The organism is Paenibacillus sp. N3/727 (genome assembly GCF_022637315.1).
In the GTDB taxonomy this organism is placed as follows: Bacteria; Bacillota; Bacilli; order Paenibacillales; family Paenibacillaceae; genus Paenibacillus_AQ; species Paenibacillus_AQ uliginis.
Window position 1 is genome coordinate 5,837,639 of the sequence record NZ_CP093336.1, and the last position, 24,004, is coordinate 5,861,642.

The window sequence follows — 24,004 nt, forward strand, 5'->3', positions numbered from 1 at the left end:
ATCATGATTTGATCGTAACGGTCTTCGTGTTCTTGTCCCATTTTACATTAAGGCCCAATTGCTCTGAAACGAGGCGAAGAGGGACCAAAGTCCTACCGCCAGAGATGATAGGTGCAACCGGCGCCGATATCCGCTTGCCGTTTAAGACAAAATCCTTCTTACCAACCGTAAGATCCATCAGCTTCCCACCCCGAAGTACAGTTACACGCTGAGCTGATGAGTTCCACTTGGCCTGACCGCCGAAGGCGTCCAGCACGTGTTTGATCGGAACGTATGTTGTACCATTTTTCAGGATTGGAGCCGAATCAATAGCTACTTTTTTGCCGTTCATTGTTAACGACTTCTGACCGATTGTCATGACCGCTGTACCCGTTGGTAACCCTGCATCACTCGAAAGGGCAGGCATCGTAAACCGGATATCGTCAAAAGATACCGAACCGGTCAATGCACGCTCATCCTGTCCTTCCTCCACGTTGACTACATACATTCTTTTCAACTGTGCAGGGAAAGCAATGTTATAACCGCTCAGATCAATACTGAGTGTTTTCCAGCCGGTCCAATCGATTACTTTGGCCAAGTCAACATATACGGTCTTGCCGTTGTTGTCTTTTAACTCCGCGCGGAGCCAGTTTAGACTATTATCCCCGTCCACGTCAAGCGTCATGGCTGTCGCCGCTGCCGGGATCGTTTTGCCGGTAGAGTTGTTTAACTCAGCGTAGGCGTACACTTTCTGCCCAATTCCGCCGTTCATATCGTAATCCAGTTTCAAAACTTTGGAATTTGCATGAGTGCCGCTTCCCTTCACAACCGATGCGTTTCCGGTTACCCCGGACACATTCGTTGTAAAGTTAATTGGATAGCTTACATTTTCAAAATCCTCCCATGTACTTTCCCCTGCTGCTGAGAGGACAACAACGGTGCTGAACCCATCATAACGGGCGATAGCGTATCCTACTTTCGAATTCGCATTAACAGATGAAACGGTCAAACGGCCGTCCGTTACTTTACCATTAAAACCGATAAATTCCCACTTGAGCGCGCTATCCGGTACCTCGATGCTCTTTCCGTTGTTCAGCGTGGCTGTTACAGGCACAGAAACGGTTGTTCCTGCTGCTAATGGTGCTGCTGCCGTACCGACCTTCAGGGATGCCACATCATTTCCACCAAGTACCTGTACCTGCATGGTTGCTTTAGCGTTTCCGCTAACAGCAGTTACCGTCGAAGTTCCTGATGACACTGCTTTAACGTTCTGTCCACTCACCTTTATGTTACCATTGCTGGACTTCCAAGTCGGATTCACAGACTGCATGTCAACCGGGTTATAGTACGTATCATAGCCTTTCAGTTGATAAGAGCCCGTCTGCCCGATTAAAAGAGTCGTGTCCCCGCTAACCTTAAAGCCCTTCAACGAACCTTTAGGTGCCGTGGAGAACACACCGAGCGCATTTACGATACTACGCTGAGCCGTACCATACTCCGTGTTAAACGTTAAAGTTGTGTTCATCTCGGCCAATGGACGGTTAACCATCGTTGTTGATCCACCACCATCCAAGTTAAGTCCCTTCCATACGCCGATTTCGGTCATGAAACTCTGCAGCTGGCCGAGTGACATACCTGCACTTCCGCTATGTTTCTCCGTTGCAATCAGATAAGCGTATCGGCCATCTTTGGAATAGCCCACCGCTGTACGCGCACGATAACCACCGATGCTGCTGACATCCCGCGAGAACGATGCTGGTTTGCCGTCATTTACCAAAATGGTATGCCCGCCAATCATGATCTGAAGAGATTCCGGATTTACCTGTTTACCGGTTTTCTTGGAGACTAATGAATAATCAGCCGTAAGTCTTTGTCCGACCTCCAGATTATTTTTCACAAAATTGGCCGCTGTGCCATGTGTCCGCAAAATAAAGCTTCCTTCCGGAATGGACTTCTGAATGCTGGCTTTATCCGAGATTTCTGTAATTACTCCATCCTTTACCATGACTTCGGTTGGTGTGGTCGAGCTGTTTGTCGGACGCTCTACTGCTTTCCACGCACTTGTATATATATAGGCTGCATTCAAATGACTGAAAGTGGAAGACGTTCCTTCCGGTACATAAGCCGATTTGTTCATACCTGCAAGCGTGAATTTCTCACCATTCTCCGCGGTAACGCTGCCAGAGAACGTAAATTCATCCACCATCGGCGTGCCGTCTTTAGTCACTGCAAATGCGTACATTCCCTTCAGCACTGACGGTGTTGACATGAGCAAACCACCGGATACTTGTCCTCCCATAGGAGCACCTTGTGCACCGGTATTGAAAAAATCACCATTGATGGCCGCGACTGCGCCGTTTTCCTTCGCCATCCCGCCTGTGCTCTGTCTCGTCGTAAAGTAACCTTCTTTACCTGTCATCACGTCAAGCTTCACGTTAGGGTTCTTCAAATCTACTCGAATGACATTAGCGAGTGACTTCTGTGAGCCTGTTGTGAATTGGTAATTCATAAGAATTGCACCAGATGTAATAATTTCCTCACTTAACTTTTTAGCTGAAGATGACGCTGCTTCTACTACCGAAGAAGATAGTGGCCCATTCAGCACCGGAATTCCATTTCCCAGTACCGGACCAACCCAGATGACACCCGCAAGTGTAATGACCAACCATTTTTTCCCCGAATGACCTCTTTGTGACGGATTCAACTCTTCCTTACGCATCATGATTATTGTAACTCTCCCATCTATTAGTCCTAGCAACTCTACTGCAGAACGTTTTAAGTCTATAATTAATAGACTGATTTTAAGAGGAAAAGTTACGAAAAAAGTCCAAAAATCTACTAGATTCGCAAGATTATTCTTGGTTTTGTAGCAAATATCAACATGTTGAAACTTTAACTACTGGATAACTCTACCGGAAACAAAAAAAGAAGCCGATACCTGAGATCAGATATCAGCTTCTATATAAATGTTTTACTAGTAATTGTTGCTTCATGATCCGGATATTGCTTAGGTCCCGAATCTTGTTTGAATGAGTCGTCTTATACTTAGATGCCTGCTTGAGCTTTCAAAACCTCTACTTTGTCCACTTGTTCCCAAGGCAACTCCAGATCGGTACGCCCGAAGTGTCCGTAGGCTGCAGTCTGCTTGTAAATCGGACGGCGAAGGTCCAGCATACGGATAATGCCTGCAGGACGAAGGTCGAAGTTGTTACGAACCAGTTCAACCAGAGTCTCTTCGCTTACTTTACCTGTACCGTAAGTATCTACACTAATCGAGACAGGGTTAGCTACACCAATCGCATAGGCAAGCTGAATTTCACACTTATCAGCCAAACCAGCTGCAACCAGGTTCTTAGCTACGTAGCGAGCCGCGTAAGCTGCAGAACGGTCAACTTTTGTCGGATCCTTACCGGAGAAAGCACCGCCGCCATGACGAGCATAGCCGCCATACGTGTCAACGATGATCTTACGACCGGTTAGACCGGCATCACCTTGAGGTCCGCCAATTACGAAACGGCCTGTCGGGTTAATGAAATATTTGGTTTCTTCATCAAGAAGTTCCGCAGGAACAACTGGAAGAATAACTTGTTCTTTAATATCTTTCTGGATTTGCTCCAGCGTAGTTTCTTCTGCATGCTGTGTCGATACAACGATAGTATCTACACGCACTGGTTTGTTACCATCATATTCAATCGTAACCTGAGTTTTACCATCTGGACGAAGGTAATCCAGCGTACTGTCTTTACGCACTTCCGACAAGCGGCGTGCAATACGGTGGGACAACGCGATTGGAAGTGGCATCAATTCTGGAGTTTCGTTCGTAGCAAAACCGAACATCAAACCTTGATCGCCTGCGCCAATGTTCTCGGTTTCCTGATCCACTTGGGTAGGGTCACGATTCTCCAGTGCAGCGTTTACGCCTTGCGCGATATCTGCTGACTGCTCGTTAAGCGATGTCAACACGGCACAGGTATTGTAGTCAAAACCGTATTTTGCACGGGTATACCCGATCTCCTTCACGGTATTTCTAACGATGGACGGAATGTCCACATATTCGGATTTCGTGCTGATTTCACCAATGACCAACACCAGACCTGTAGCTACGGACACTTCACATGCAACCCGTGCATTGGGATCGTTGGCCAAAAAAGCGTCGAGTACCGCGTCGGAAATCTGATCGCAGATTTTATCCGGATGTCCTTCAGTTACGGACTCAGAAGTAAATAAACGTCGCCCTGTTACAGACATGAGATCAACCTCCCATATGGATTAGTATGTTGTATAAGAAGAGGTCCTACACAAAAAATGAACCTTTTCCGATTGGAAAAGGTTTGAATGTACAATCCTCAACATGCATATTAACTTATTTGAAACCTGGTGTCAATCCAGTTTCCAAGCTGTTTTTCAAGGATTTTCGTGAATTTTCTTTACACTTACAAACGGCGAAATATTCATGTAATGAGTACTTGGTTTCGGTGAAAAAATACTACAGCTGACCGAACATGCTTTGTTCAGCTTGTCGAACCAGACGCTTCGTAATTTCTCCGCCTACAGAGCCATTTTCACGAGACGTTATATGACCCCAACCAGGACGGTGAGACGAGGAATTTCCACCAATAGCCCCCAATTCAGAACCAAATTCAGTATCTGCTCCATACGAGCTACTGCCATGTCCTACGTTCAAACCAAATTCTGCAGCAATCTCATATTTCATCTGATTCAACATATGGCGGCTTTCCGGTACAACCTGTCGATTATTACGTCTGCTATTAGCCATTTCAATGCACCTCCTGCAATGTTGTTTACAGGAATATTATTTGTGGTTTTTTTCGTGCATACACGTATAAAACGTTGTCACATCTGGCAATAATTTGAGTAGGACTACTTAATGGTGTAACCACCGCGTACCATGACAATCAGATTGCTCTGCTGCCCCTCTTTAACCTGAATGCCCCGACCTTCACGTGGGAACGAAAGCAAATGGTTCTTAGGAGCAGCTTGTCCATTCAACAGGTCCTTACCGTCTGTAAGATCGGCAACGCCACTGGAAACTTCTGTATAGATAACAGCAATGCCCGATCGCACGATGAATTCCGTTCCTGCATCGGCAATCAGAATCTTGCCAGGTTTCAGTGTTACGTTCTTGACTTCATCAGCACCTTGGGATGGTGGAGTCGGGTTTGTCGGATTGGTTGGGTTCGTAGAACCTCCGCCGCCACCGTTAATGGCTTGCTGAATTTGTTGGTCTACATAGCTTTTGGTTACGACAGGGTCGTCGGTGGTGCCAGGCTGGCTTGTTCCTGCCCCAATGGCAGTGTTGCTATATGCTGCCCCGATCCATACGCCAGCTCCAATCGTCAGTGCAGCCAGGGACACTTTCCAATGTGTTTTCATGTTAGTAGTTCCTCCTTTGGAAGTATACTTCTAATACTACCATAGATCGTCCATTTTCTTTTCTTTTTGTTACCAAGCCCTTTTGCTTGCACCTGCCATTATCACTTGTTGGTATTGTTATTAATTATAACCGTTTGGGAAGGAGCAAAAATTACGCTGTTTTTGAATGTTATAAAAATAAAAAAAGTCTGCCCCAAAGGGCAGACTTTCATGAATCAATATTAGTTAGCAGAAGTTGTGATGCTAATTTCTTTATTAGCAGCTGCATTATTTGCAGTAAATACTACTTTTTCCGCACTAACAGTTACAGTGTAACCAGGCAACTTACCAACAAATGCGTCTTCGATCTTACCAGCAACGATTGCTTTAGTGTCGCCTTCAACAACATCAATTGTTACTTCTTTAGTTACCGTTCCATCTGTAAATTTCACGGTGTTTTTTCCACCACGGTTAGCACCGTTAGTTACAGTAAGTTCTGCAACTTGCGGAGTGGCTAGTACTTCTGCCTCACCTTTGATTATAGTAGTAGGAGTTCCAGAAACAGAACCACCTGTCAGGAAGATTGCAACATCTTTGTTAGTAGCTGCAGTGTTTGCTTCAAAAGTAATTACAGATCCAACATTAGAAGCAGTATACTTCCCAGTTAAAGCAGTATTTAATGCAGTTACCATTTTACCTGCTACAGCATTAATATCATCAGTAGCCTCAACTACAACATCTGCTGTCTCGTGGTTAACTCCATCAGCGAAAGTTACTTTCAAATCACCTGCAGCAGGAGTTCCAGCAAGAGCCAACTCAATTACTTGTTTTACGCCTGGAGCTGCCACTTTACCAGGAGTAGTAGTTGCTGCAGTTGTAGTAACACCTGTAGGAGTAGTTACATTACCAGTTGTTCTGTACACATCTGATTTACCTGCAGTTTTAGTAGGGTCATTAGCATTCCGGATAAATGTAGCATTTTCTTTTACATTTATGAGATATGCAACATTATTAGGGTTCGAATCAAGGAATCTAACTACAACTTTATTGCCCTCAACACGAGTTTCGTAACCGACTTTTGCATGCAAAGCATCACTATCACTAGGTTTGTCTGCTCTTCTAACATGAAGGTTCGAAGCAATATCCTTTTCAAGATCTACACCATCAACCAATGCTGTTGTGAAAGGAATGCTTACTTCACCATCAACTAGTCTGAGAATTTTATCAGATGGAAGTGCACTTTCATCTACTTTCGGTGCAACTTGACCTACAGAAGTAATGTTTACCGCACCGATTTTGTGCCCAGAGTAAGTCTGAATGCTATTGTTGCTTACAGTAGCGATGTTGCTGCCAGTGGATACATCAGAATTAGTTTTCAATGTAACTTTGTTGCCGCTTATAGTTGCAGTAGAAACTGTTGTTCCTGCAACTGTAAAGTCACTAGCATTAGCGTTAGCGATAGCTTTATTGAATACTACTTCAATTGTTCTGGAATCTTTTTGAGTCGCAGAAGTCGCAGCCAATGACACTTCGTTCAACTTACCGCTTTCAATCCAACCAGTAGCCTGACCTGTTTTGGATTTCAGTCCAGCAATGTTAATCTCTTCAACTGATCCTGGGAACGATACCGATGTTCCTTCAATATATTGAGGGAATACCAGTACAACGGATTTACCAGTGTTGTTTACGTTCACCTGAACATCATTCGGAATAGAAATTTTTTGCTTCTGAGAAGTACCGTTTTTCAAGAATCCAATGTAATAGTTAGCACGGTTATTCAATGTAGCGAGATCAATTTCTCTATCAAAAGTGAGTGCAACTGTACGAGTGGAGTTGTTAACATCCACACCATACGCTTCCAATTGTGGTGCTGCACTATCACTTGCTAAGAAAGTACCCTCGTACGTTACCATAGTGTTCTTCAAAGCAGTTTTATCTTGAACACCAGAAACTTTGAGGTTATAAGTACCACTAAGATTTGAGTAGAACTCTACATTGAACACTTTGTTATCAGATCCAGGTGCTACTGTTACGTTTTTAACAGGAATTACATCATTACCTTTTTTAACAGAGTAGTATTTGATATCAGCAGCATCAACTGCTTTATCAAAACGCACTGTCAATTGGTTTGCAACTTCTGTATTGTAAGCTGCATCAATCAATTTAGGTTGAACCAAGTCAACACTTGCAGTAACTTTGTGTTCTTTAACAGCATTAGCGTTACCGGAATAGTCTTTAACTTCAACAAACAAGTTAGTTTCGTATCCTGGCAGACGGTTTTCAGTAAAGTCTACTTCATATACGTTTGCAGCGATTTGAGTTGCTTTACCTGTTTTTTTGCTGTCGCCATTCTTCCAGTAGAAGCTCTCGTTAGTTACAGAAGTCGGATCGATTTCTTCATCAAAAGTTACAGTTACTTTTTCCAAAGTAGCAGTAATTTCAGTTACTTTAGGGCCTTCAGTATCAACTTTTGCTGAGAATTCAGTAGTTGCTGCCAAAGATTTCAAACCAGCAAAATCTTCAACCAAAGAAGTTGTCAATTTATGAGCACCTTCAGAGATAGTTCCTGTGTAGTCACGCAGGATTACTTCTCTTTCATTCGCACCCAGAGTTACATTACCAACATAAGCTTTTTCATCCAATTGGAAGTTGCTGCTTGTTGGAGTTTTGATTGGCTCAGAGAAAGTTACTTTGATAACTTTAGTGCCCAGAGCTTTCACTTCTGTTACTGTAGGCAGTGTATTATCGGAAGATGCGAAGGAAACTTCACCTTGTGGCAATACAGAACCATTTTCACCTTTTACATTCTTCACAACAACTTTGTAAGTTGTACCTTGAGTGAAGATTCCAGCTGAAGTTGAATTCAACAAGATGCGAACTGTTTTTCCATCTTCCAACAGAGTTACAGACTTAATTTTTTTCGAATTAGAATCCACTGTGTAGTTGTTTTTGTCAGTAGCAGATGCTTTATCTACTTTACCGTCAAATACTACTTCAACTTCTTTCAGGTTGCTGGAAGTTGCGGATTCAACTTTAGTTGCAGAAGTTACAACCCAAGTTACACTTTCAGTGTAATCGTAGTTGTTATATTGGAACTTCACTTCAGTCGCAGTGTTAGCTTTCAGTGCAGTTTCAAGTTCTACTTTAACAAGTTCGTTGTTAGCAAGTTTGAACTCAACTACTTTACCGCTCTCTTTAACTTCGTAAGAAACTACTTTTGGTTTCTGCTGTTGAATGTGAATTTCGTAAGCAGTGTCAACCAATTGTGCTCTTGTAGCGTTAGCTTTAGGGTTCACGCTAGCTTCGATGATTTTTGCATCGATTGCTGCTTGAACATAACCTTTAGCCCAGTCGGATGCGTTATTGTTAGGGTTAGCTGGCACTTCAAGTTTCAGTGCACGAACCAATACCGCAGACATTTCTTGAACTGTCACTTTACCAGTGTAGTCAAAGATTTTCTTAGTTTGGTTCTTACCTTCCATTAGACCTGCAGCGTAAACTGCTTCGATGTAAGGTGTAGCCCAGTACTTTTCTGTATAGCCTTTGTCTTTAAAAGACACTTGGCCTTTGATTGGCTCAAGGCCCATCAAGTTGGCAACCACTTTCGCGAACTCAGCGCGATTCATGTCTTTATCAAGGCCAGCAGAACCATCTGCATAACCAGTCATGATCTTAGCTTCTTTCAAAACGTCAAACTTTTCTTGGGATGTAAGTTTTGCAGAGTCACCGAATGCAACAGAAGCAAACATGGAGAATGCCATTGCTGTAGACAGTGCTACGGATAAAATTTTCTTCATAACCTTTTTTTCTCCTCCTTGAATCATCTCTTGATTATTTTCTTTAAATTGATAGCTCGTGTTACTCATTAGCCGTACACCTCCTTTCCCGAGTTGAGCAGAAATCATATAAATGATGTCTGTGACGGGTATCACAGAAACCGGTTAACAATAGAACATTGCAAACTAGAGTAGATTCCTATAATCCTACCTAGGTATTATACAATGAGTACCTAGAACCGTAAAGAACATTTTTCTAATTTATAGACAAGTTTCTTCATTCGGTACTTATTGGTTTCTCATTGGGTTCTACATCTTAAACGTTTGCCAGCGGAAAAAGTTGCGGATGTTTCCAAGTTTTTTTAAATTTTTTTAAAAAAGTTTATATAAAGGGCTCAAATTGAGCGTAACAACGTCAATTCGTGGCATAAGAACAAAAAAAGACGCCTTTCGGCGTCTGTGTCATATTCTAGCGAATTTTCATAGCGAGCTGGATAACCCGGGCACGCATTTGAGGATCATCATTCAGCTTATCGTACATCAATTCGATCTCAACTTTATTGTCACGGTAAGTTTTCTCATGTTTAATCGTAACGTGGGACCATTGAATTAACGCATTCTCTGCCAACGTCAGTTCATTGAACGCATCGTGAAAGCCCGTTTCCAAAACCAGACCTTCCATGATTTCTTGAGTAATCTCATCATGGACACCGCGGGCAAGCTCAATCTTCTTCTCCATGACCTTGGCTTTATCTTCAAACTGAGTCTTAGCCTTCATATAGTCCAGTTGCGCTTTCGATAAAATCGGCTTCATAAATTCGTCTTCACCCTCTAAAAAATAGTATGTACTTTCGTTATTGTATCGTATTCTACATCAAATTACAAAGAATTGTAAATGGAAAGGGATTACTGTAATTAAAAGACTGCCCTATCCTGACGGATAGGGCAGAGCTGTGTAATCTGTGTTAACTCAGGTTTTTAGGGAAAACATTAGTGCTCTTCTTCAGCAGCTCGACGGCAATTTTACCGGCTTCCGCACGGGTCAGGTTGCCTTTCGGATTAAAGCTGTACTGCGGTTTCTTCTGTCCCGGCGGCGTGGATGCCGAGCCCTCCATGATCTTGGCTTTGGACACAGCCATAACGGCAGGACGGGCATATTTATCGATTTTCCCGGAATCCACAAAGGCTTTGGCCAATGAAGCATCAAGCTTAGCATCGTTGTTAGCTAATTTCAGCTTCAGAGCACGGGCAATCATTACTGCGGCTTGTTCACGTGTCAGCGGCTGATCCGGACCAAATACTCCATCCGTCAGACCTGTCACAATTCCTGCTCTTGCTGCTGTTTCGATGCTGTCGTAATCCCATGTTGCGGAACGCGCACCCGGCACAAGATCCACAAACGTACGATTATTGTCAGAGTTAATTGGCAAACTCAATCCTTTAACGAGCAGCGTTGCAAATTCCCCTCTAGTCGTATGATCGTCTGTACCGAATTGTTCAAAACGTAAATTGTTCATAAACCCTTTAGAATACAAACCATTTAAAATATTGCGTGCCCAGTTATGATTCGTTATATCATTATATCCGCGACTTAACTTCATTACTTTATAATAACCGAATTCGTCAAACGGAACGGTTATCGTATGACTTCGCATGTCCACTTCCCCGCCTATGTTTACCCATTCGCGTGTTGACGTATAGCGATATACGGTTATCGTTGTACCAGCTGCATCTACCACATTAGGGTTAAAAGACAAGGTTAAGGTTCCGCGTTTCGACGGAGTAATCTTCCGCTCTCCAGGAGTCTGCGGATCACCGAACAATCCTTCCACCGAATAAGGCGCTAGCCCATTCGTTCTAGGCGTATAGTTGGCTGAACCCATATCACCAGCTTCTCCCAGTCCGCCGCTAATCCAGTATACCTGCGAGACTCGACTAAAGTTACTCGATTGAGCTATCGAGCCAAAGTTCAGTAAGTATTCATCCGGTATGCTCCACGACGGAATGCCGCTGTTTTCTCCTGTTCCAGGAAACCCGATGACGTTGCCGTAATCATTCCGGCGTTCAACAATTCCGGTTATCGGCTCTGCAATACCAAACAGAAGCTTGGTATCCGGGTAGTACTTTGCAATTCCTCTTGTATCCGTGCTCTGCATTACCGTTCCTTTAGGAAAGCTAAGCTGCAGTTCCTTATTAAAGACGGTATACTTTGTCGCTACTTTTGGAGCCATAAATTGTGCATCCACACCTACGGTTCCTGTATAAAATACTTCGATGGTGTCCGTAACTTTTGTACCTGCCCGATTGATGGTAATTTTAATCTTGTTGGATTTATCCTGTTTCAGTCCAACATAATCGAACACAAAGCGATCCTTCCCTAGATCCGTACGTTTCACGGCCGGATCCTTGCCTATGAGTACCTCTGTTGCTCCCTCTGCTTCAATATCAAAGCGAACAAAGTTCTTATTAACTACGATTTGCTTACCTACTGTTGGTTGAGGAGAAAGAATTCGATATGCACTTACCTCACGAACCAATTCCAATCGTTGGGTTGTCTTGGCTCCGGTCTCATTTATTAATTCCAGAGTGTACACATGGGTACCCGGTGCATTCGCAGTGAGATCCTGAACCCGCATAATGAAGTCGTTCTGGTTCCCTGCGAAATCATACGAATACCGATCCCCTGCAAAAGTAACCGTTTCATTCTGCGTTGAGGTCACAGGTAGATCGACAGACAGGATATTCTTGGTGCCTATGTTCAGATTCATCTTGACGGCTCCACTACCTCGCAGAACCAGGTCGTAAGTATTCAGGCTTGTTGTATACTTGTTGTCGTTGTAAATAAACTCAGGTGTTAAATTAAAGATTTGTTTCAACTGCGGATCATCCGAACTGAACTCTCTTGGCGGAAAGCTTGGGCGGTCTTTGCCCAATGCCGGCTGAAAGTTCTTAACCGTGGATACATTGTTATCCACAATATAGATCCGCAACTCCTTCCGGATCTCCCGGGCTTGACCCTTCTCGTCCTTTCCTGTTCCGGTCAGAATAATCTTGTTCTCTCCGAATACCAACGGCCCGTCAGTCATCGAAATGTTCAGATTGATATGGAATGCACCGGTGGCCGTGTTCAGCCACGAAGGATCGAGATTCTCGGAAGTGTTTGTTGACTTTTCTTTTTTACCGTTAACGAAAACTTCAGCGAGAAAGTAGCTACTGCTGATCGTATCTTCAAAGTCAATATACTGACCCTTGACTGCCAGTGTATTGCCACTTCCCGAATCGAGCGTATACGTCTGTCCATCGATTAGATTTTCAACATAAATATAGTTCTTGGATGCAAAGGAAATGGTAGCGTCCTTGTACGCGGTCGAACCGTTATAGCTAAAACGTACCGTCTGGTTACCGTTCTTCAACCCAACGACTTTGTAGACATGACTCGTATCGGATTTGGACGCAACATATTCTATTCTGATTGGGCTTGTTCCAAGCGGAAGATAGTTAGCCGTCAAACCGGTCAGCGGATCCGGTCTGCCGTTCGTGGTAACCAAGATGTAGAAATCCCCTGAGTTCACCTTCGCTCCGTTCAGCGGCTCGCCTGACGGGAGGTTGTCGATGTTGCCGCCTTCATATCCTTTGAGATATTTCAGGTCGGTAATGACTGTCTGCCCTCTCATAAATTGAAAGTCCATCCGTTTGTTGACCGTCTTGGTGCCGAAGGTTACGGATAAGGTATGATTCTGATCAACCAGAACCGCGCCGCTCGCATCCTTTTTAAAAGCCAGATCATTAATGTCAAAAGATACCAGCCAATATGAAGGTGTATTATCCTTAACGTTCGGAATAAAGGTCTCTTCCGTGAACACAGGTGTCACCTTGGTGTCGTTGACCAGAATCTCGGCGCTTTCACTAAACTTCGTTTTGTTTGCTTCATCCTGAGGAATCAACATCTGCACATGAACCTTCGCGCTCTCTCTATCCTCGGTGAAGATCGGCTGTACGCCAAGCATACTTTGAGCATTGCCGCTTGAGTCCACCAGGTCGAGCTTCACGACCGGATTCTTCTCATCAAAATAGAATAAAGAGTAGTTAAATGTGAGTGAGTCTGAACCATTCTGCGCGACCAGCTTAAGATTGTTCACACCCGGGTTCAGTTTAAGCTGTGGCGAGAAGAAGCTGCCGTCCTGCAGCAACGATGTTGACAACGCCTGACCGCCATTGATTGATACTGTCACCTTTGTAGTGTTCATGGCTTTACCCTGCAGGGTAATCTCTTGCCGGTTCACTACAATCTGAGCACCTTCATTCAAATCCAGATTATCCGAACCCCCGAGTACCTGGAGCTTCTCCACGTAAGGGACTTGATCAAACAGAACATAAAACGTCTCAGAACGTTCAACTTGTCCTTGCTGACCCGTAAATGTAATTCTATTCATGCCCGGATAGAGGGTAACGTTTGCTTTGAAACGTTGATCCGGTCTTTCTGTGTCGAGTGTAACGACTGCCGGTGCGATACGGGCCGGATCTTCAACCCACCGTTTGGCGTTTTGATCCCAGTTCAGCAGTTGGACGTTAGCTCCCAGTGTGGAATCGGTAACCATTCTGTACGTTCCAGTAATGGTCTGCTGTGATTCTGTTACTTTGTATACATTATCTCTGGCTATCTGATTGGGCCCAGTCGTCAATGTCAAATCAACCGTATTTCGCAGTTCGGAAATATCCGGAGTGAAATAACTAGTCGGCTTATCTGCCGCCGATGCGACTGGTGTAAGCCCTGCCGGTATTAACGATACAACCAGAGCCACCATCATCAGCCAAATAATCGGCTTCTTCGTACGCTGCATTAAATCATCTCTCCTCTGTAAAGTCAGATAAGTCTTATATCGGCACCTATCACGCCATATTTTAGAAAAAATCACAAAAAAGCCTCACCCTTTTTGGGTGAGGCTGCTTGTACACATTTTGTGCAAGTATATGAAATGATTTTACGATAACAGGAAACATCTCTATAAATAGTAAATCGTCAGGCTGTAGCGCTTATTATTTCGTCCGGGACTCCGCGTTCGTCTTCACACGCAACCGGTTAATCAATCCGAGCAACGGGCGCTTGGTCTTGCCAACCAATCCGATAACCTCGGCACCGATCTGCATAAAGAACATCATAATACAGATAACTACAAAAGTGACCCAGTTCGCTTCATGCATGGCCGCCGAGGACTGAATAACAGCCAGCACACCAAAGAATCCAGAGATCCCATAAATAACTAACACGGTCTGACGATGGCTAAAGCCAAGTTCGCGCAGGCAGTGATGCAAATGCCCTTTATCTGGAGCAAAGATCGGCTTCTTCTGAATCTTCCGGCGAATGATCGCAAAGAAAGTATCCGACAAAGGCACACCGATAATGATCAGCGGCGTAATGAAGGAGACAATCGCGATCTGCTTAAAACCAAGCAGGGACAGCATGGCTAGACTGAAACCAAGAAACAACGAGCCTGCATCTCCCATAAAGATCTTGGCCGGATGGAAGTTAAAGAATAGAAATCCAATAATTGCACCGAGCAAGAGCAGACAGATCATGGCTACTGTCGTGTTGCCCATCAAGAAGGACATGACCAGAATGGTGCCGATGGCAATAGCGGAGACGCCGGCTGCCAGACCATCCAGTCCGTCAATCAGGTTAATAGCGTTCGTTACACCGACAATCCAAAAAATCGTAAGCGGGATAGATATCCAGCTTTCCAGCATCGAATAACTGTCCTGAAAAGGTATATTAACAAAATCAACAGTAATATTAAATCCAAATACGACGACACACGCTGCAACAATCTGAGCCAAAAACTTTACTTTTGCTGACAGCTGAAAACGGTCATCCAATGCTCCGATCAGCACGATCATGGATCCGCCAATCAGAAATGCCTTCAAAAAATTCGCATCACGCACGGACAGACTTTCCGGAATAAAAGGGAGCACGGCGATCAATCCAAGGACAAAAGCTAGATATATTCCTAATCCGCCCAGCCGGGGCATGATTCGTGTATGCACTTTCCGGGCATCAGGAACGTCCACAGCGCCAACCTTTATCGCGAATTTCTTCACGAGCGGTGTCAAGAACAGAGCGAGTACTAAAGACACGACAAACCCGATGATGTATATCGTTACCATGTAATCATTCAACCCCCAATATTGTCTACCGTGTTGAATTATACTCCCTTCGCAACCGAAAACCAATGCCAATTTCCGGCGATTTCCCGGATTTTCCTCACAAAATTGAGTTAATTAGCTAGTTTTAGTGACTTTTTCTTTCTCGCGCAGCACTTTAACTGCGAATTTCGGGAGCGCAAGCATTCTTTTGAACCGGGTTGGTTCCTTCAGTAAACGATAAAACCATTCCAGCCGCAGCTTTTGGAATACCTTAGGGGCCCGCTTGGACTTACCCGAAATAATATCAAAACTGCCGCCAACACCCATCATGATAGGTACACCGAGACGTTCCTTGTAACGGGCAATCCATGGCTCCTGTGTGTCAGCCCCACGAGCAACAAACAGTAAATCAGGAGATACCGCTCTTATACCTTCAATGACCTCATCATCTTGTTCCGGTCCAAAAAAACCATCACGATATCCGGCAATAATAGCTGCCGGATATTGCATTTGTAACCGCTCAGCTGCTTCCTGAATCACTTCAGGCGTTGTTCCAAGCAAGTAGAACTTCCATCTATAGTTTTCTCCGACTTTCATCAATTCATGTAACATGTCAAATCCGGTAACACGTTCCGTAAGCGGATCACCGCCTACCCCCGCTGCCCACACAATACCGGAACCGTCAGGAACAATCAAATCAGCGTTTTGCATCATTTTCTTATATTCCGGATCATCCAATGCAGCCATCACCATAATCGGATTAGCAGTAATCACCTGATGTGGACGGCCGGAAATGACCGCTTCCGTCAAGTATTTTACCGTATCATTCATATTCAGCTTGGAAAAAGGTATACCGAAAATTGAAACGCTCGGAATCGTAGTTGTCTGCTTCACCATATCACCTTCTGTTACCTAGATATTCAACAATATGCCGGGAAGGAAGCTGAGCTTCCAGCTTGAGCTGTGCAATCTGAGCTTCATGTTCTTCTTTCCACGCCTTCAGGCCATCCAGAAGTGTTGTCATGTGCCGAGTAAGATCCGCGGGAACAAGAGAATCACTGCTCCCTATAGCTGCACTATGGAGTCTATTCAGAAAATGATCGATCTTCGGATCATACGATATTCCAATGAGCGGTACTCTCTGGTTAGCTGCATAGATTAGGCTATGCAGACGCATGCCTAGAATCAACTGACAACGGCTTACCTCACGAAGCATGTCCTGAGGTTGCTGCTCTTCCCGGTAGAAACTTATTACTCCGCCGTATGATGTAATATCACCCATCCTGTCGGTAATATACTGGGAAGCTTCTTCATCATCCGGCTTATGAAACGGAAGGAACCGAAGATGCACAGGTCGTTTTCTCATCAGTTCCTTCAGGCCATCAGCTATTGCGTTCAGCTCCCGGCGTTCCGGATCCCAGAAGCGAACTGAGATTCCGATAACCGGAAGCTCGCCATTGTGTTCTTTAATCGCTTCATCTGCAGCTTCTGTCTCAGCTTCGCTATCCTCAGAATGAGAACCAACATCTTTCTCCACTTCTTCCGAAGCCGCATTTCTGATGAACTCCCCGGTCTCTTCGGTCATTCGGGTTTCTAGATCCATCGAGATTGTATTCTCAGGCAGCGGCAGGCCCATGACAGGATCAGGTACAACGTGGATGTCTTCAGCACGAATTCCCATCGATTGGAGAAGCTCGCCTGATTGAACATCCCTAACCGATATATAAGAACATTTCCGGAATACGGATCGAATCATCGGATTAAAAATCTTGCGGTTTACAGGACCAACGCCTTGTGCGTATACAAAGGTTGGCTTCCGCAGCCACTGTGCCATTTTAATAATGGCAAGATAATACGGAATCGTCTTCGGGCTTGTCGCATCCTGCAGCAGACTGCCGCCTCCGCTAATTAATCCATCACTTTCCTTAATCGCCCGTCTAACTTCGCCCAGCTGCATTCGGTGCACTGAACGTACACCGTACATCTTGGAGGTCCATTCAGGGTCGATGGACAGCACGACAGGCTCGATCATGATACCTGCCGCCTTTCCCTGTTCTTCTAAGGCCGTCAGGATAGACTTTAGCACCGCTTCATCGCCACTGTTCTTAAATCCGTAATACCCGGAAATGACTATTGTCTTAGAAGTGGAGACCATCTTTTCCAGATCCTTTCCGCGATTTGCCATACATAGATAGCAATCAGACCAATAATTAATCCGAGCACAAGACCGAGTAGGCCCCGAACCGTCGAAATGTAAATCGGTGAATGAATATGTGTGAACGTTCCTACGATAGACAATTGACCCATAGCGCCGACAATGAGCAGATAGGCCGCATGACGGTATTTAAAGGACAAGAACAGACCGAGCAGCATGATCGGGTGAGCCAGCAGGAATTCTTTATTCCGCGGACGGACACCGATTGTGTTCTCAAGGAATGAACGGAATGCCATTTCAATCGAAGATACAGATCCCGCGTTACCTGTACGGCTCAAATAGTACATTCCAATAACACCTAAAACACCAGAAGCGATAACCCATAATAGTGTGATTGGCGTCTTGAGCAGCTTTATCACACCACCTCGGGTTGCGTTTCCGCCGCGATACAGCAGCACATACACAGCCGTTAATGCCATCGGAGCCAAAGCCAGCAGGTTAACCCCGCGGAACTGATCCAACACCAGCATGTAAGTTACATTGTTAAGCAGCGCGATTACGAGCGGCACGGCTGCAAGTGAAAGAATAGTTGTCTTGAAGAACAGCACAATCGCATGTGTCACTCGTCTTCCAACACTCATATCCGGCAAAGATTGGTTGCTGTTTACTTTTCTTATTGCGAGTATCATGGCAACCGTAGGTCCGCTGATCGATGTTGCCAAAGCCAAGGCCTGTTCCATCATTTCTGGTCTTAACACGTAAAGACCCGCACTTCCGATTAATCCGATAACAAAAGCCGGAATAGCCAAGAAAGGAATAAAATAAGAGATCATTAGTGAAATTAGCGCGATAGCACCAACTACAGCCACAGCTTTGAAGTAACGCTGCATGGAGGAATCAGCTACCTGGAACGCCTCAGCTTGTCCGATAGTAAAGCCGTTCTCCTGAATATCCTTAATCGCATTGCCTGGTTCCGTCAAGCTCTCAATCAGGTTATCCATCGGATCCGTAATCGAAGCTGTTGTTGTATCTCTGAGCGGTTCAGCGTTCAAGTAAAACATCCGAATGTTCCGGTCTTTGGATGCCAAAACAAAGCGGTCACTAATGACTTCCACTTCCAGCGTTGCATCTCTCTCGCTGAGGGAGTATAGACGTGCTACGTTATAATCTGTTTGATAGGCAAGTGTAGTGAAGCCTTTTTGTGGTTTCTTAATATTTTCGATCGCCGTAAGCCCGATGTTATGCTTGTTCAGCAGCTCTCCAAAGGCTTTCAGACTTTCCATTTCCTCATCGTCGCTAAAGCCTTTAACCGATTCGCCGTCGAACAGGATACGTTTAACCCCATTATCGGCAAAATAGGCCATGAGTTTCTCCATATACGCTTGATCATACGGTGTGCTGTCCGACAAACGCGGCACAATGGCAAAGCCTTTATCCCGAAGCATTTTCAACGTAATCGGGTCTGGAGACATCGGCTTCAGCACAGCATTCGATCTAGGGGTCTCCAGAATCAACCCCTCAGCATCGTTGTAGGTCCATGGACGAACCGAAATGCCCAGTCTCGTAAATGTCTCTTCAATCAAAGGTTTGATATGGGTTACGCTATCCTCATTGTTAAAGGCAACGTACGTATAATTCTCGTTAGGGGAGATGACCTTTCCTGTCAGATCGGCCACTTGCTGCCCGTCGTATAGCGTGATCCGCCGTGACTTAACGAACTCATCTAGCGTACTTTCAAATAAAGCCATGCTGCCGACACCGGCCTGCTTCAACCGATCTAGCTGCTCTGCTATATAATCCTGCGGACGCGTCCGGTATACGGAGATATCTACCAAGTCACGATAATCAAACACAAACTCGACATTTTTGGATGTCGATTCCGTTTGTAAGCGGTCATAGCCTACAGGCAGGGCGGCCGCAACGCCCAGAACAACCAGAATCCACAGCCACTTGCGGGCTGCCGTATTCCAGCGTTTCCATTTCTGATACACGAAAGTTCCTCCTCATTGAACTTACGGGATTCTTCCGCCTCTGAACATTCAAGTGCGAAAGAATCCCGGTCGTTTAAATCTCTATTATTTATTCATTAAGCATCCACTCTAGCCATCACTTGGCCTGAGAGGTTTTGCATTTTTTGCTGTGCATCTTCAAGAGATTGGCCCCGGACCGCAAAATACACTTTAATCTTCGGTTCCGTTCCGGATGGACGCAGGCAGAACCACGAACCGTCTGCAAGCATGTATTTAAGCACGTTCTCCTTCGGCAGACCGTTTAAGCCTTCCGCATAATCTAGCACGGTCTCAATCGCAACACCGCCTACTTGCTCTGGAGGAGCACTCCGCCAATCACTCATAATGCCCTGAATCTGAGCAATCCCGTTCTTACCTTTCAGTGTGCGGGATTCCAGGTTCTCCAAGAAGTATCCGAACTGATCATACAGCTCTTCCATCACATTATAGAGCGTCTTGCCTTGCCCTTTGTAATAAGCAGCAGCCTCACAGATTAACATAGAGGCAAGAACCGCGTCCTTATCGCGTGCATAAGTGCCTGCCAGATAACCGTAGCTTTCCTCATATCCAAACAAAAATGTATGCTGACCGTTCTTTTGGAACTGAGTCATCTTTTCACCGATATATTTGAAGCCCGTCAGAGTATTCAGCACGGTTGCTCCGTAAAACTGGGCAATCGTTGCCCCCATCTCGCTTGTTACAATCGTCTTGACAACGGCTGCATTATCCGGCAGCTTGCCTGCTTCCTTCAGCTGACTCAGCAGATAGTGGATCATAATCGCACCGGACTGATTTCCGGTCAATACCACGTATTCACCTTGGCTGTTCTTCACAACAGCGCCCATACGGTCGGCATCCGGATCTGTTCCGATCAGGATATCCGCTCCGACTTCCTCACCAAGCTTCATCGCCATGGTGAACGCTTCGCGTTCCTCAGGATTCGGCGACTTCACAGTTGAAAAATCAGCGTCCGGCTGTTCCTGCTCTGGAACAACAAACACATTCTTAAAGCCAACGCGCTCCAGCACCTTGCGGACCGGCATGTTCCCTGCACCATGCAGCGGGGTATAAACAATCTTGATATCCTGACCTAGTGTGGAGGAGATCGCGTCACGGTTCACACTAATGTCTGCTACCGTATCGATAAAAGCTTGGTCCTCCTCGTCTCCGAGCCACACCAACAGCCCCTCTGCCTCCGCTTGCTCCCGGGTCATCTTCTTCACCGCAGCAAAAGAATCTACTTCCTGTATATGAGAAATAACTACCTCTGCCTCATGGGGTACCAATTGGCCTCCCTCAGAATTATACACCTTATAACCATTGTACTCTGGCGGGTTATGACTTGCCGTGATGACAATACCACCGGTCGCACCCAGATGACGAACGCTGAACGACAGCTGCGGAGTGGAACGTAGTGACGGATACAGCTTCGCAACTATTCCGTTACCAGCAAGCACCAATGCTGCTTCGAGTGCAAACTCCGGAGAGAAGTGACGAGAGTCATGGGCAATAACAACCGAAGGCTTGCCTTCCTCTGCACCATGAACCTCCAGGATATATCGAGCTAATCCTTGAGTAGCACGGCCCACCGTATATTTATTGATCCGGTTGCTGCCCGCGCCGATAATGCCACGAAGACCTCCGGTACCAAACTCCAAATCACGATAAAAACGTTCTTCCAGCTCCTGGGGATCATTTTCAAAGGTGCGTAGCTCCTGTTTTGTCTCTTCGTCCACATATGGATCGTTTAGCCAGCGCTGAACGGTATCCTTTGTTCTCTGACTCATTTCAGCCATGATTCATCCCTTCCTTATCCAAAGAAAATTGTTAGCGGAGTTTCACTTACGCTTTGTCTTGTAGAGCGAACATAATCTCGCCTTCGGCTACGATGCGGCCATCTACGGTAGCAGTCGCCTTTCCTTTGCCGATCATACCTTTGAGACGGGTGATTTCCACTTCAAGGCGCAGTGTGTCTCCCGGCACAACCTGCCCACGAAAACGGAACCCATCGACGCCTGCGAGGAAACCGAGCTTACCACGGTTGCTTTCTACGCTAAGCATAGCCACAGCCCCTACCTGAGCAAGAGCTTCAACGATCAGTACACCAGGCATCACAGCGTATTCCGGAAAATGACCAACAAAAAAAGGCTCGTTGATCGTAACGTTCTTGATTCCCACGGCAAACTTGCCGTTCTCGATCTCCACAATTTTGTCCACGAGCAGGAACGGTGGGCGATGAGGAATAATCTCTTGAATTTGTCCAATGTTCAGCACAAAAAAACTCCTTTCTTATGTACGTACCCGCCAAGCACTCCCTGGGAAAGATGTAAATCGTTCTACAGAGGCCTGCTTCATGCCAAATCATGCATAAAACAAGGCGTTTACGGAAAAAACTAAGGATATCCTTCACCACTGCAGACGTGAAGGTTGAGATAAGGGGCTTTCTCTACAGGTATCTACCTGGGAGGAGGCCCTTTTTAAGCTATTGATGAAATAGTCCATCCCATTATACCGTTATACTGAAAAAAAAGAAAACTCCCTAAGGGAGTTTCAATTCGTTATTCGTTGTCAAATCCTCGCTCCGATTAAGGAGCAAAAACCAAATCAAAAACATGTTTCCAAGTACTCCACTTGAAGGCTTCACCGATATCCTGTTTGCCTAAAATGACATAACCGAAAACCATTCCACCGGCCAGCGCCAGCAGAAGAAAGATCGGAACCATAATTCTGAGCGCAATTTTCCATCCAGATGTCTTACGCCGTACTGGTTCACTAGCTTCACTCACGCTTCATACCACCTATCCTCGCATAGTGTTGGCAAGGTTCATCATGGTGTCGCTGGAGCTCAGCGCACGTGCAGCCAGCTGATATGCACGCTGGACTTCCATCATTTTCGTCATTTCTTCCGAATAATTTACGTTGGACTGCTCCAAAAAGCCGGATCGAACTTCTGATTTCGGTGGCTGACCATTAGCCGCTGCCTGTTCGAACACCTCCGCCTCCGTCAAGCCGGCGGCAAGCATATACAGGTTCCCATCCATCTGTACCAGTCCTTCCGGACGCTGCAGCTCGGCGAGTTTCAGTACTCCGGTAACAGACCTCCCTGCAGGGGTTTCGACCAGAACCTGTCCTGCTGCATCTACAGCAACTTTACCGTTCTCGGGAATGAGGATCGGGTTGTTATCTTGGTTCAGAACCTTATAGCCCTGGTTGTTTACCAGATTCACGAAGCCCGGATTTTGCGGGTCAGGCGATACATGAAAACCGCCTTCACGGGTATACGCGACACCGCCGTTACCTTCCACAGCAAACATCGCTTTACCCTCAATCGCAAGATCGAGCGGGTCCCCCGTTTCCTTATGGGAACCTGGCTCCAAACTCTCAACGATCGACGCGAGTCTCATACCAAAACCCATGTTGAATCCCGGAGGTGTAGCTCTTCCATCCAAAGTGAAATCTTTATGATGTCCCTGCACCTGAGTCAGCACATCTTCAAAAGATGAATCCTTGCTCTTATAACCAACTGTATCTACATTCGCGATATTATCAGCAATCACATCCAGCCGCTGTTGAATCGCGTTCATGGACACCATGGCACTAATCATGGAGTTATTCATACGTTAACCTCCTGTGGAGTAGACATTAGCTCTATAGACAGATACTTTATCAGACTCTGCCGATCTCATTAACAGCCTTTTCGAGAGACTTATCATAAAATTGAACGACCTTCTGGTTCGTCTCATACGCACGAAGTGCTGCGGTCAGTTCGACCATCGATTGCGAAGGGTCCACATTGGACGCTTCAATAAAGCCCTGACGAACGATCGCATTATCACCTGCGGCGAGAAAACGTGTACCGTCTCCATCCGTGCTGTTGAGGCGAAAAACGCCGTTGCCTTCCCGAACAAGTGCATGAGGCTTGTCTACCACACTAATTCCCAACGTAACGCCAGTAGGATTACCGGCAACACCTACGATTTGCCCTTGCTCATTCACTGTAAAGTTACCGGCTTGGCCTGTCAATACAATTGGCGCGTTATCGGCATCCAATACTTGGTATCCGGTAGATGTCAGTAGATTCCCATCCTGGCTCACATGAAACTGTCCGTTTCTCGTGTACCTTACTTCCCCATTTTCATCCTGTACTGTGAAAAAAGCTTGCGGACGGTAAATCACTTCACCGTTCCCATCAATATATTTGCCCGAAGCGTCAAAACTCATGTTCTCCCCGGTTGCCGGATCAACGAGCCCCAGCTCAGAAACGATGGCGAAATCGGAAGTTTTCCCGGTTTCACGGAGAGCTCCCTGTTTATGCAGCGACAAACTCTCTTCCGCAAACACAGCTGTGCTCAACTTACCGAGTGTGCGGTGCTCGTTTCCTGGCTCACCGCCGATCATGGACACAAGCACTTCAGGGAACGAGCGCTGAACGCTGTCCGTCTGCTTGTACCCTGTCGTATTAACGTTAACGATATTTTGCGTTATGGTGTCATGACGCCGCTGTTGTGTAATCATACCTGCAGCTGCGTTATAAAGTCCTCTTAACATGAAGGCACTTCCCTTCTCATGGA

General features: G+C 45.6%; 16 protein-coding genes. All 16 read right to left on the reverse strand.

Going from position 1 to position 24,004, the window contains the following annotated elements:
* Window position 1: 1 nt before the first annotated feature.
* Complete coding sequence (locus MNQ98_RS27325; protein ID WP_241930989.1) at window positions 2-2,701, reverse strand: stalk domain-containing protein; 2,700 nt, start codon at window positions 2,699-2,701, stop codon at window positions 2-4.
* Window positions 2,702-3,024: 323 nt separating this feature from the next.
* The gene (metK, locus tag MNQ98_RS27330) at window positions 3,025-4,227 is read right to left on the reverse strand and encodes a methionine adenosyltransferase (protein ID WP_241930990.1); all 1,203 of its coding nucleotides are present in this window, start codon (window positions 4,225-4,227) and stop codon (window positions 3,025-3,027) included.
* Window positions 4,228-4,465: 238 nt separating this feature from the next.
* Window positions 4,466-4,756 (reverse strand): alpha/beta-type small acid-soluble spore protein, encoded by a 291-nt coding sequence (locus tag MNQ98_RS27335; RefSeq protein ID WP_241930991.1) that lies wholly within the window; start codon window positions 4,754-4,756, stop codon window positions 4,466-4,468.
* A gap of 104 nt (window positions 4,757-4,860) precedes the next feature.
* A complete protein-coding gene (locus MNQ98_RS27340; RefSeq protein ID WP_241930992.1) occupies window positions 4,861-5,373 on the reverse strand; it encodes a hypothetical protein in 513 nt (170 codons plus the stop codon).
* Between the two features lie 221 nt (window positions 5,374-5,594).
* Entirely contained in the window at window positions 5,595-9,218 is a 3,624-nt protein-coding gene (locus tag MNQ98_RS27345; protein WP_241930993.1) for an S-layer homology domain-containing protein, read from the reverse strand.
* Between the two features lie 379 nt (window positions 9,219-9,597).
* Window positions 9,598-9,942, reverse strand: coding sequence for a hypothetical protein (locus tag MNQ98_RS27350; protein ID WP_208917475.1), 345 nt, complete (start codon window positions 9,940-9,942; stop codon window positions 9,598-9,600).
* A 151-nt stretch (window positions 9,943-10,093) separates the two neighbouring features.
* The gene (locus MNQ98_RS27355) at window positions 10,094-13,969 is read right to left on the reverse strand and encodes an S-layer homology domain-containing protein (RefSeq protein WP_241930994.1); all 3,876 of its coding nucleotides are present in this window, start codon (window positions 13,967-13,969) and stop codon (window positions 10,094-10,096) included.
* Window positions 13,970-14,165: 196 nt separating this feature from the next.
* Entirely contained in the window at window positions 14,166-15,290 is a 1,125-nt protein-coding gene (locus tag MNQ98_RS27360) for a glycosyltransferase family 4 protein (RefSeq protein ID WP_241930995.1), read from the reverse strand.
* A 114-nt stretch (window positions 15,291-15,404) separates the two neighbouring features.
* Window positions 15,405-16,166: a WecB/TagA/CpsF family glycosyltransferase gene (locus MNQ98_RS27365; protein ID WP_241930996.1), complete on the reverse strand. Its 762-nt coding sequence runs from the start codon at window positions 16,164-16,166 to the stop codon at window positions 15,405-15,407.
* A 1-nt stretch (window position 16,167) separates the two neighbouring features.
* Window positions 16,168-17,424, reverse strand: a complete 1,257-nt coding sequence (csaB, locus tag MNQ98_RS27370) for a polysaccharide pyruvyl transferase CsaB (protein ID WP_241930997.1) — start codon at window positions 17,422-17,424, stop codon at window positions 16,168-16,170.
* Window positions 17,400-19,415: a DUF5693 family protein gene (locus MNQ98_RS27375; RefSeq protein WP_241930998.1), complete on the reverse strand. Its 2,016-nt coding sequence runs from the start codon at window positions 19,413-19,415 to the stop codon at window positions 17,400-17,402. The genes csaB and MNQ98_RS27375 overlap by 25 nt, the downstream gene beginning before the upstream one ends.
* Window positions 19,416-19,510: 95 nt before the next feature.
* Window positions 19,511-21,229, reverse strand: coding sequence for a phospho-sugar mutase (locus MNQ98_RS27380; RefSeq protein ID WP_241930999.1), 1,719 nt, complete (start codon window positions 21,227-21,229; stop codon window positions 19,511-19,513).
* Window positions 21,230-21,275: 46 nt separating this feature from the next.
* Window positions 21,276-21,707: a 3-hydroxyacyl-ACP dehydratase FabZ gene (gene fabZ / locus MNQ98_RS27385; protein ID WP_241931000.1), complete on the reverse strand. Its 432-nt coding sequence runs from the start codon at window positions 21,705-21,707 to the stop codon at window positions 21,276-21,278.
* A gap of 311 nt (window positions 21,708-22,018) precedes the next feature.
* On the reverse strand, window positions 22,019-22,219 hold the full coding sequence (locus MNQ98_RS27390) for a DNA-directed RNA polymerase subunit beta (RefSeq protein WP_241931001.1): 201 nt from the start codon (window positions 22,217-22,219) through the stop codon (window positions 22,019-22,021).
* Between the two features lie 12 nt (window positions 22,220-22,231).
* A complete protein-coding gene (locus MNQ98_RS27395; protein ID WP_241931002.1) occupies window positions 22,232-23,050 on the reverse strand; it encodes a flagellar hook-basal body protein in 819 nt (272 codons plus the stop codon).
* 49 nt (window positions 23,051-23,099) lie between these two features.
* Entirely contained in the window at window positions 23,100-23,981 is an 882-nt protein-coding gene (locus MNQ98_RS27400) for a flagellar hook-basal body protein (RefSeq protein ID WP_241931003.1), read from the reverse strand.
* Window positions 23,982-24,004: the final 23 nt, after the last annotated feature.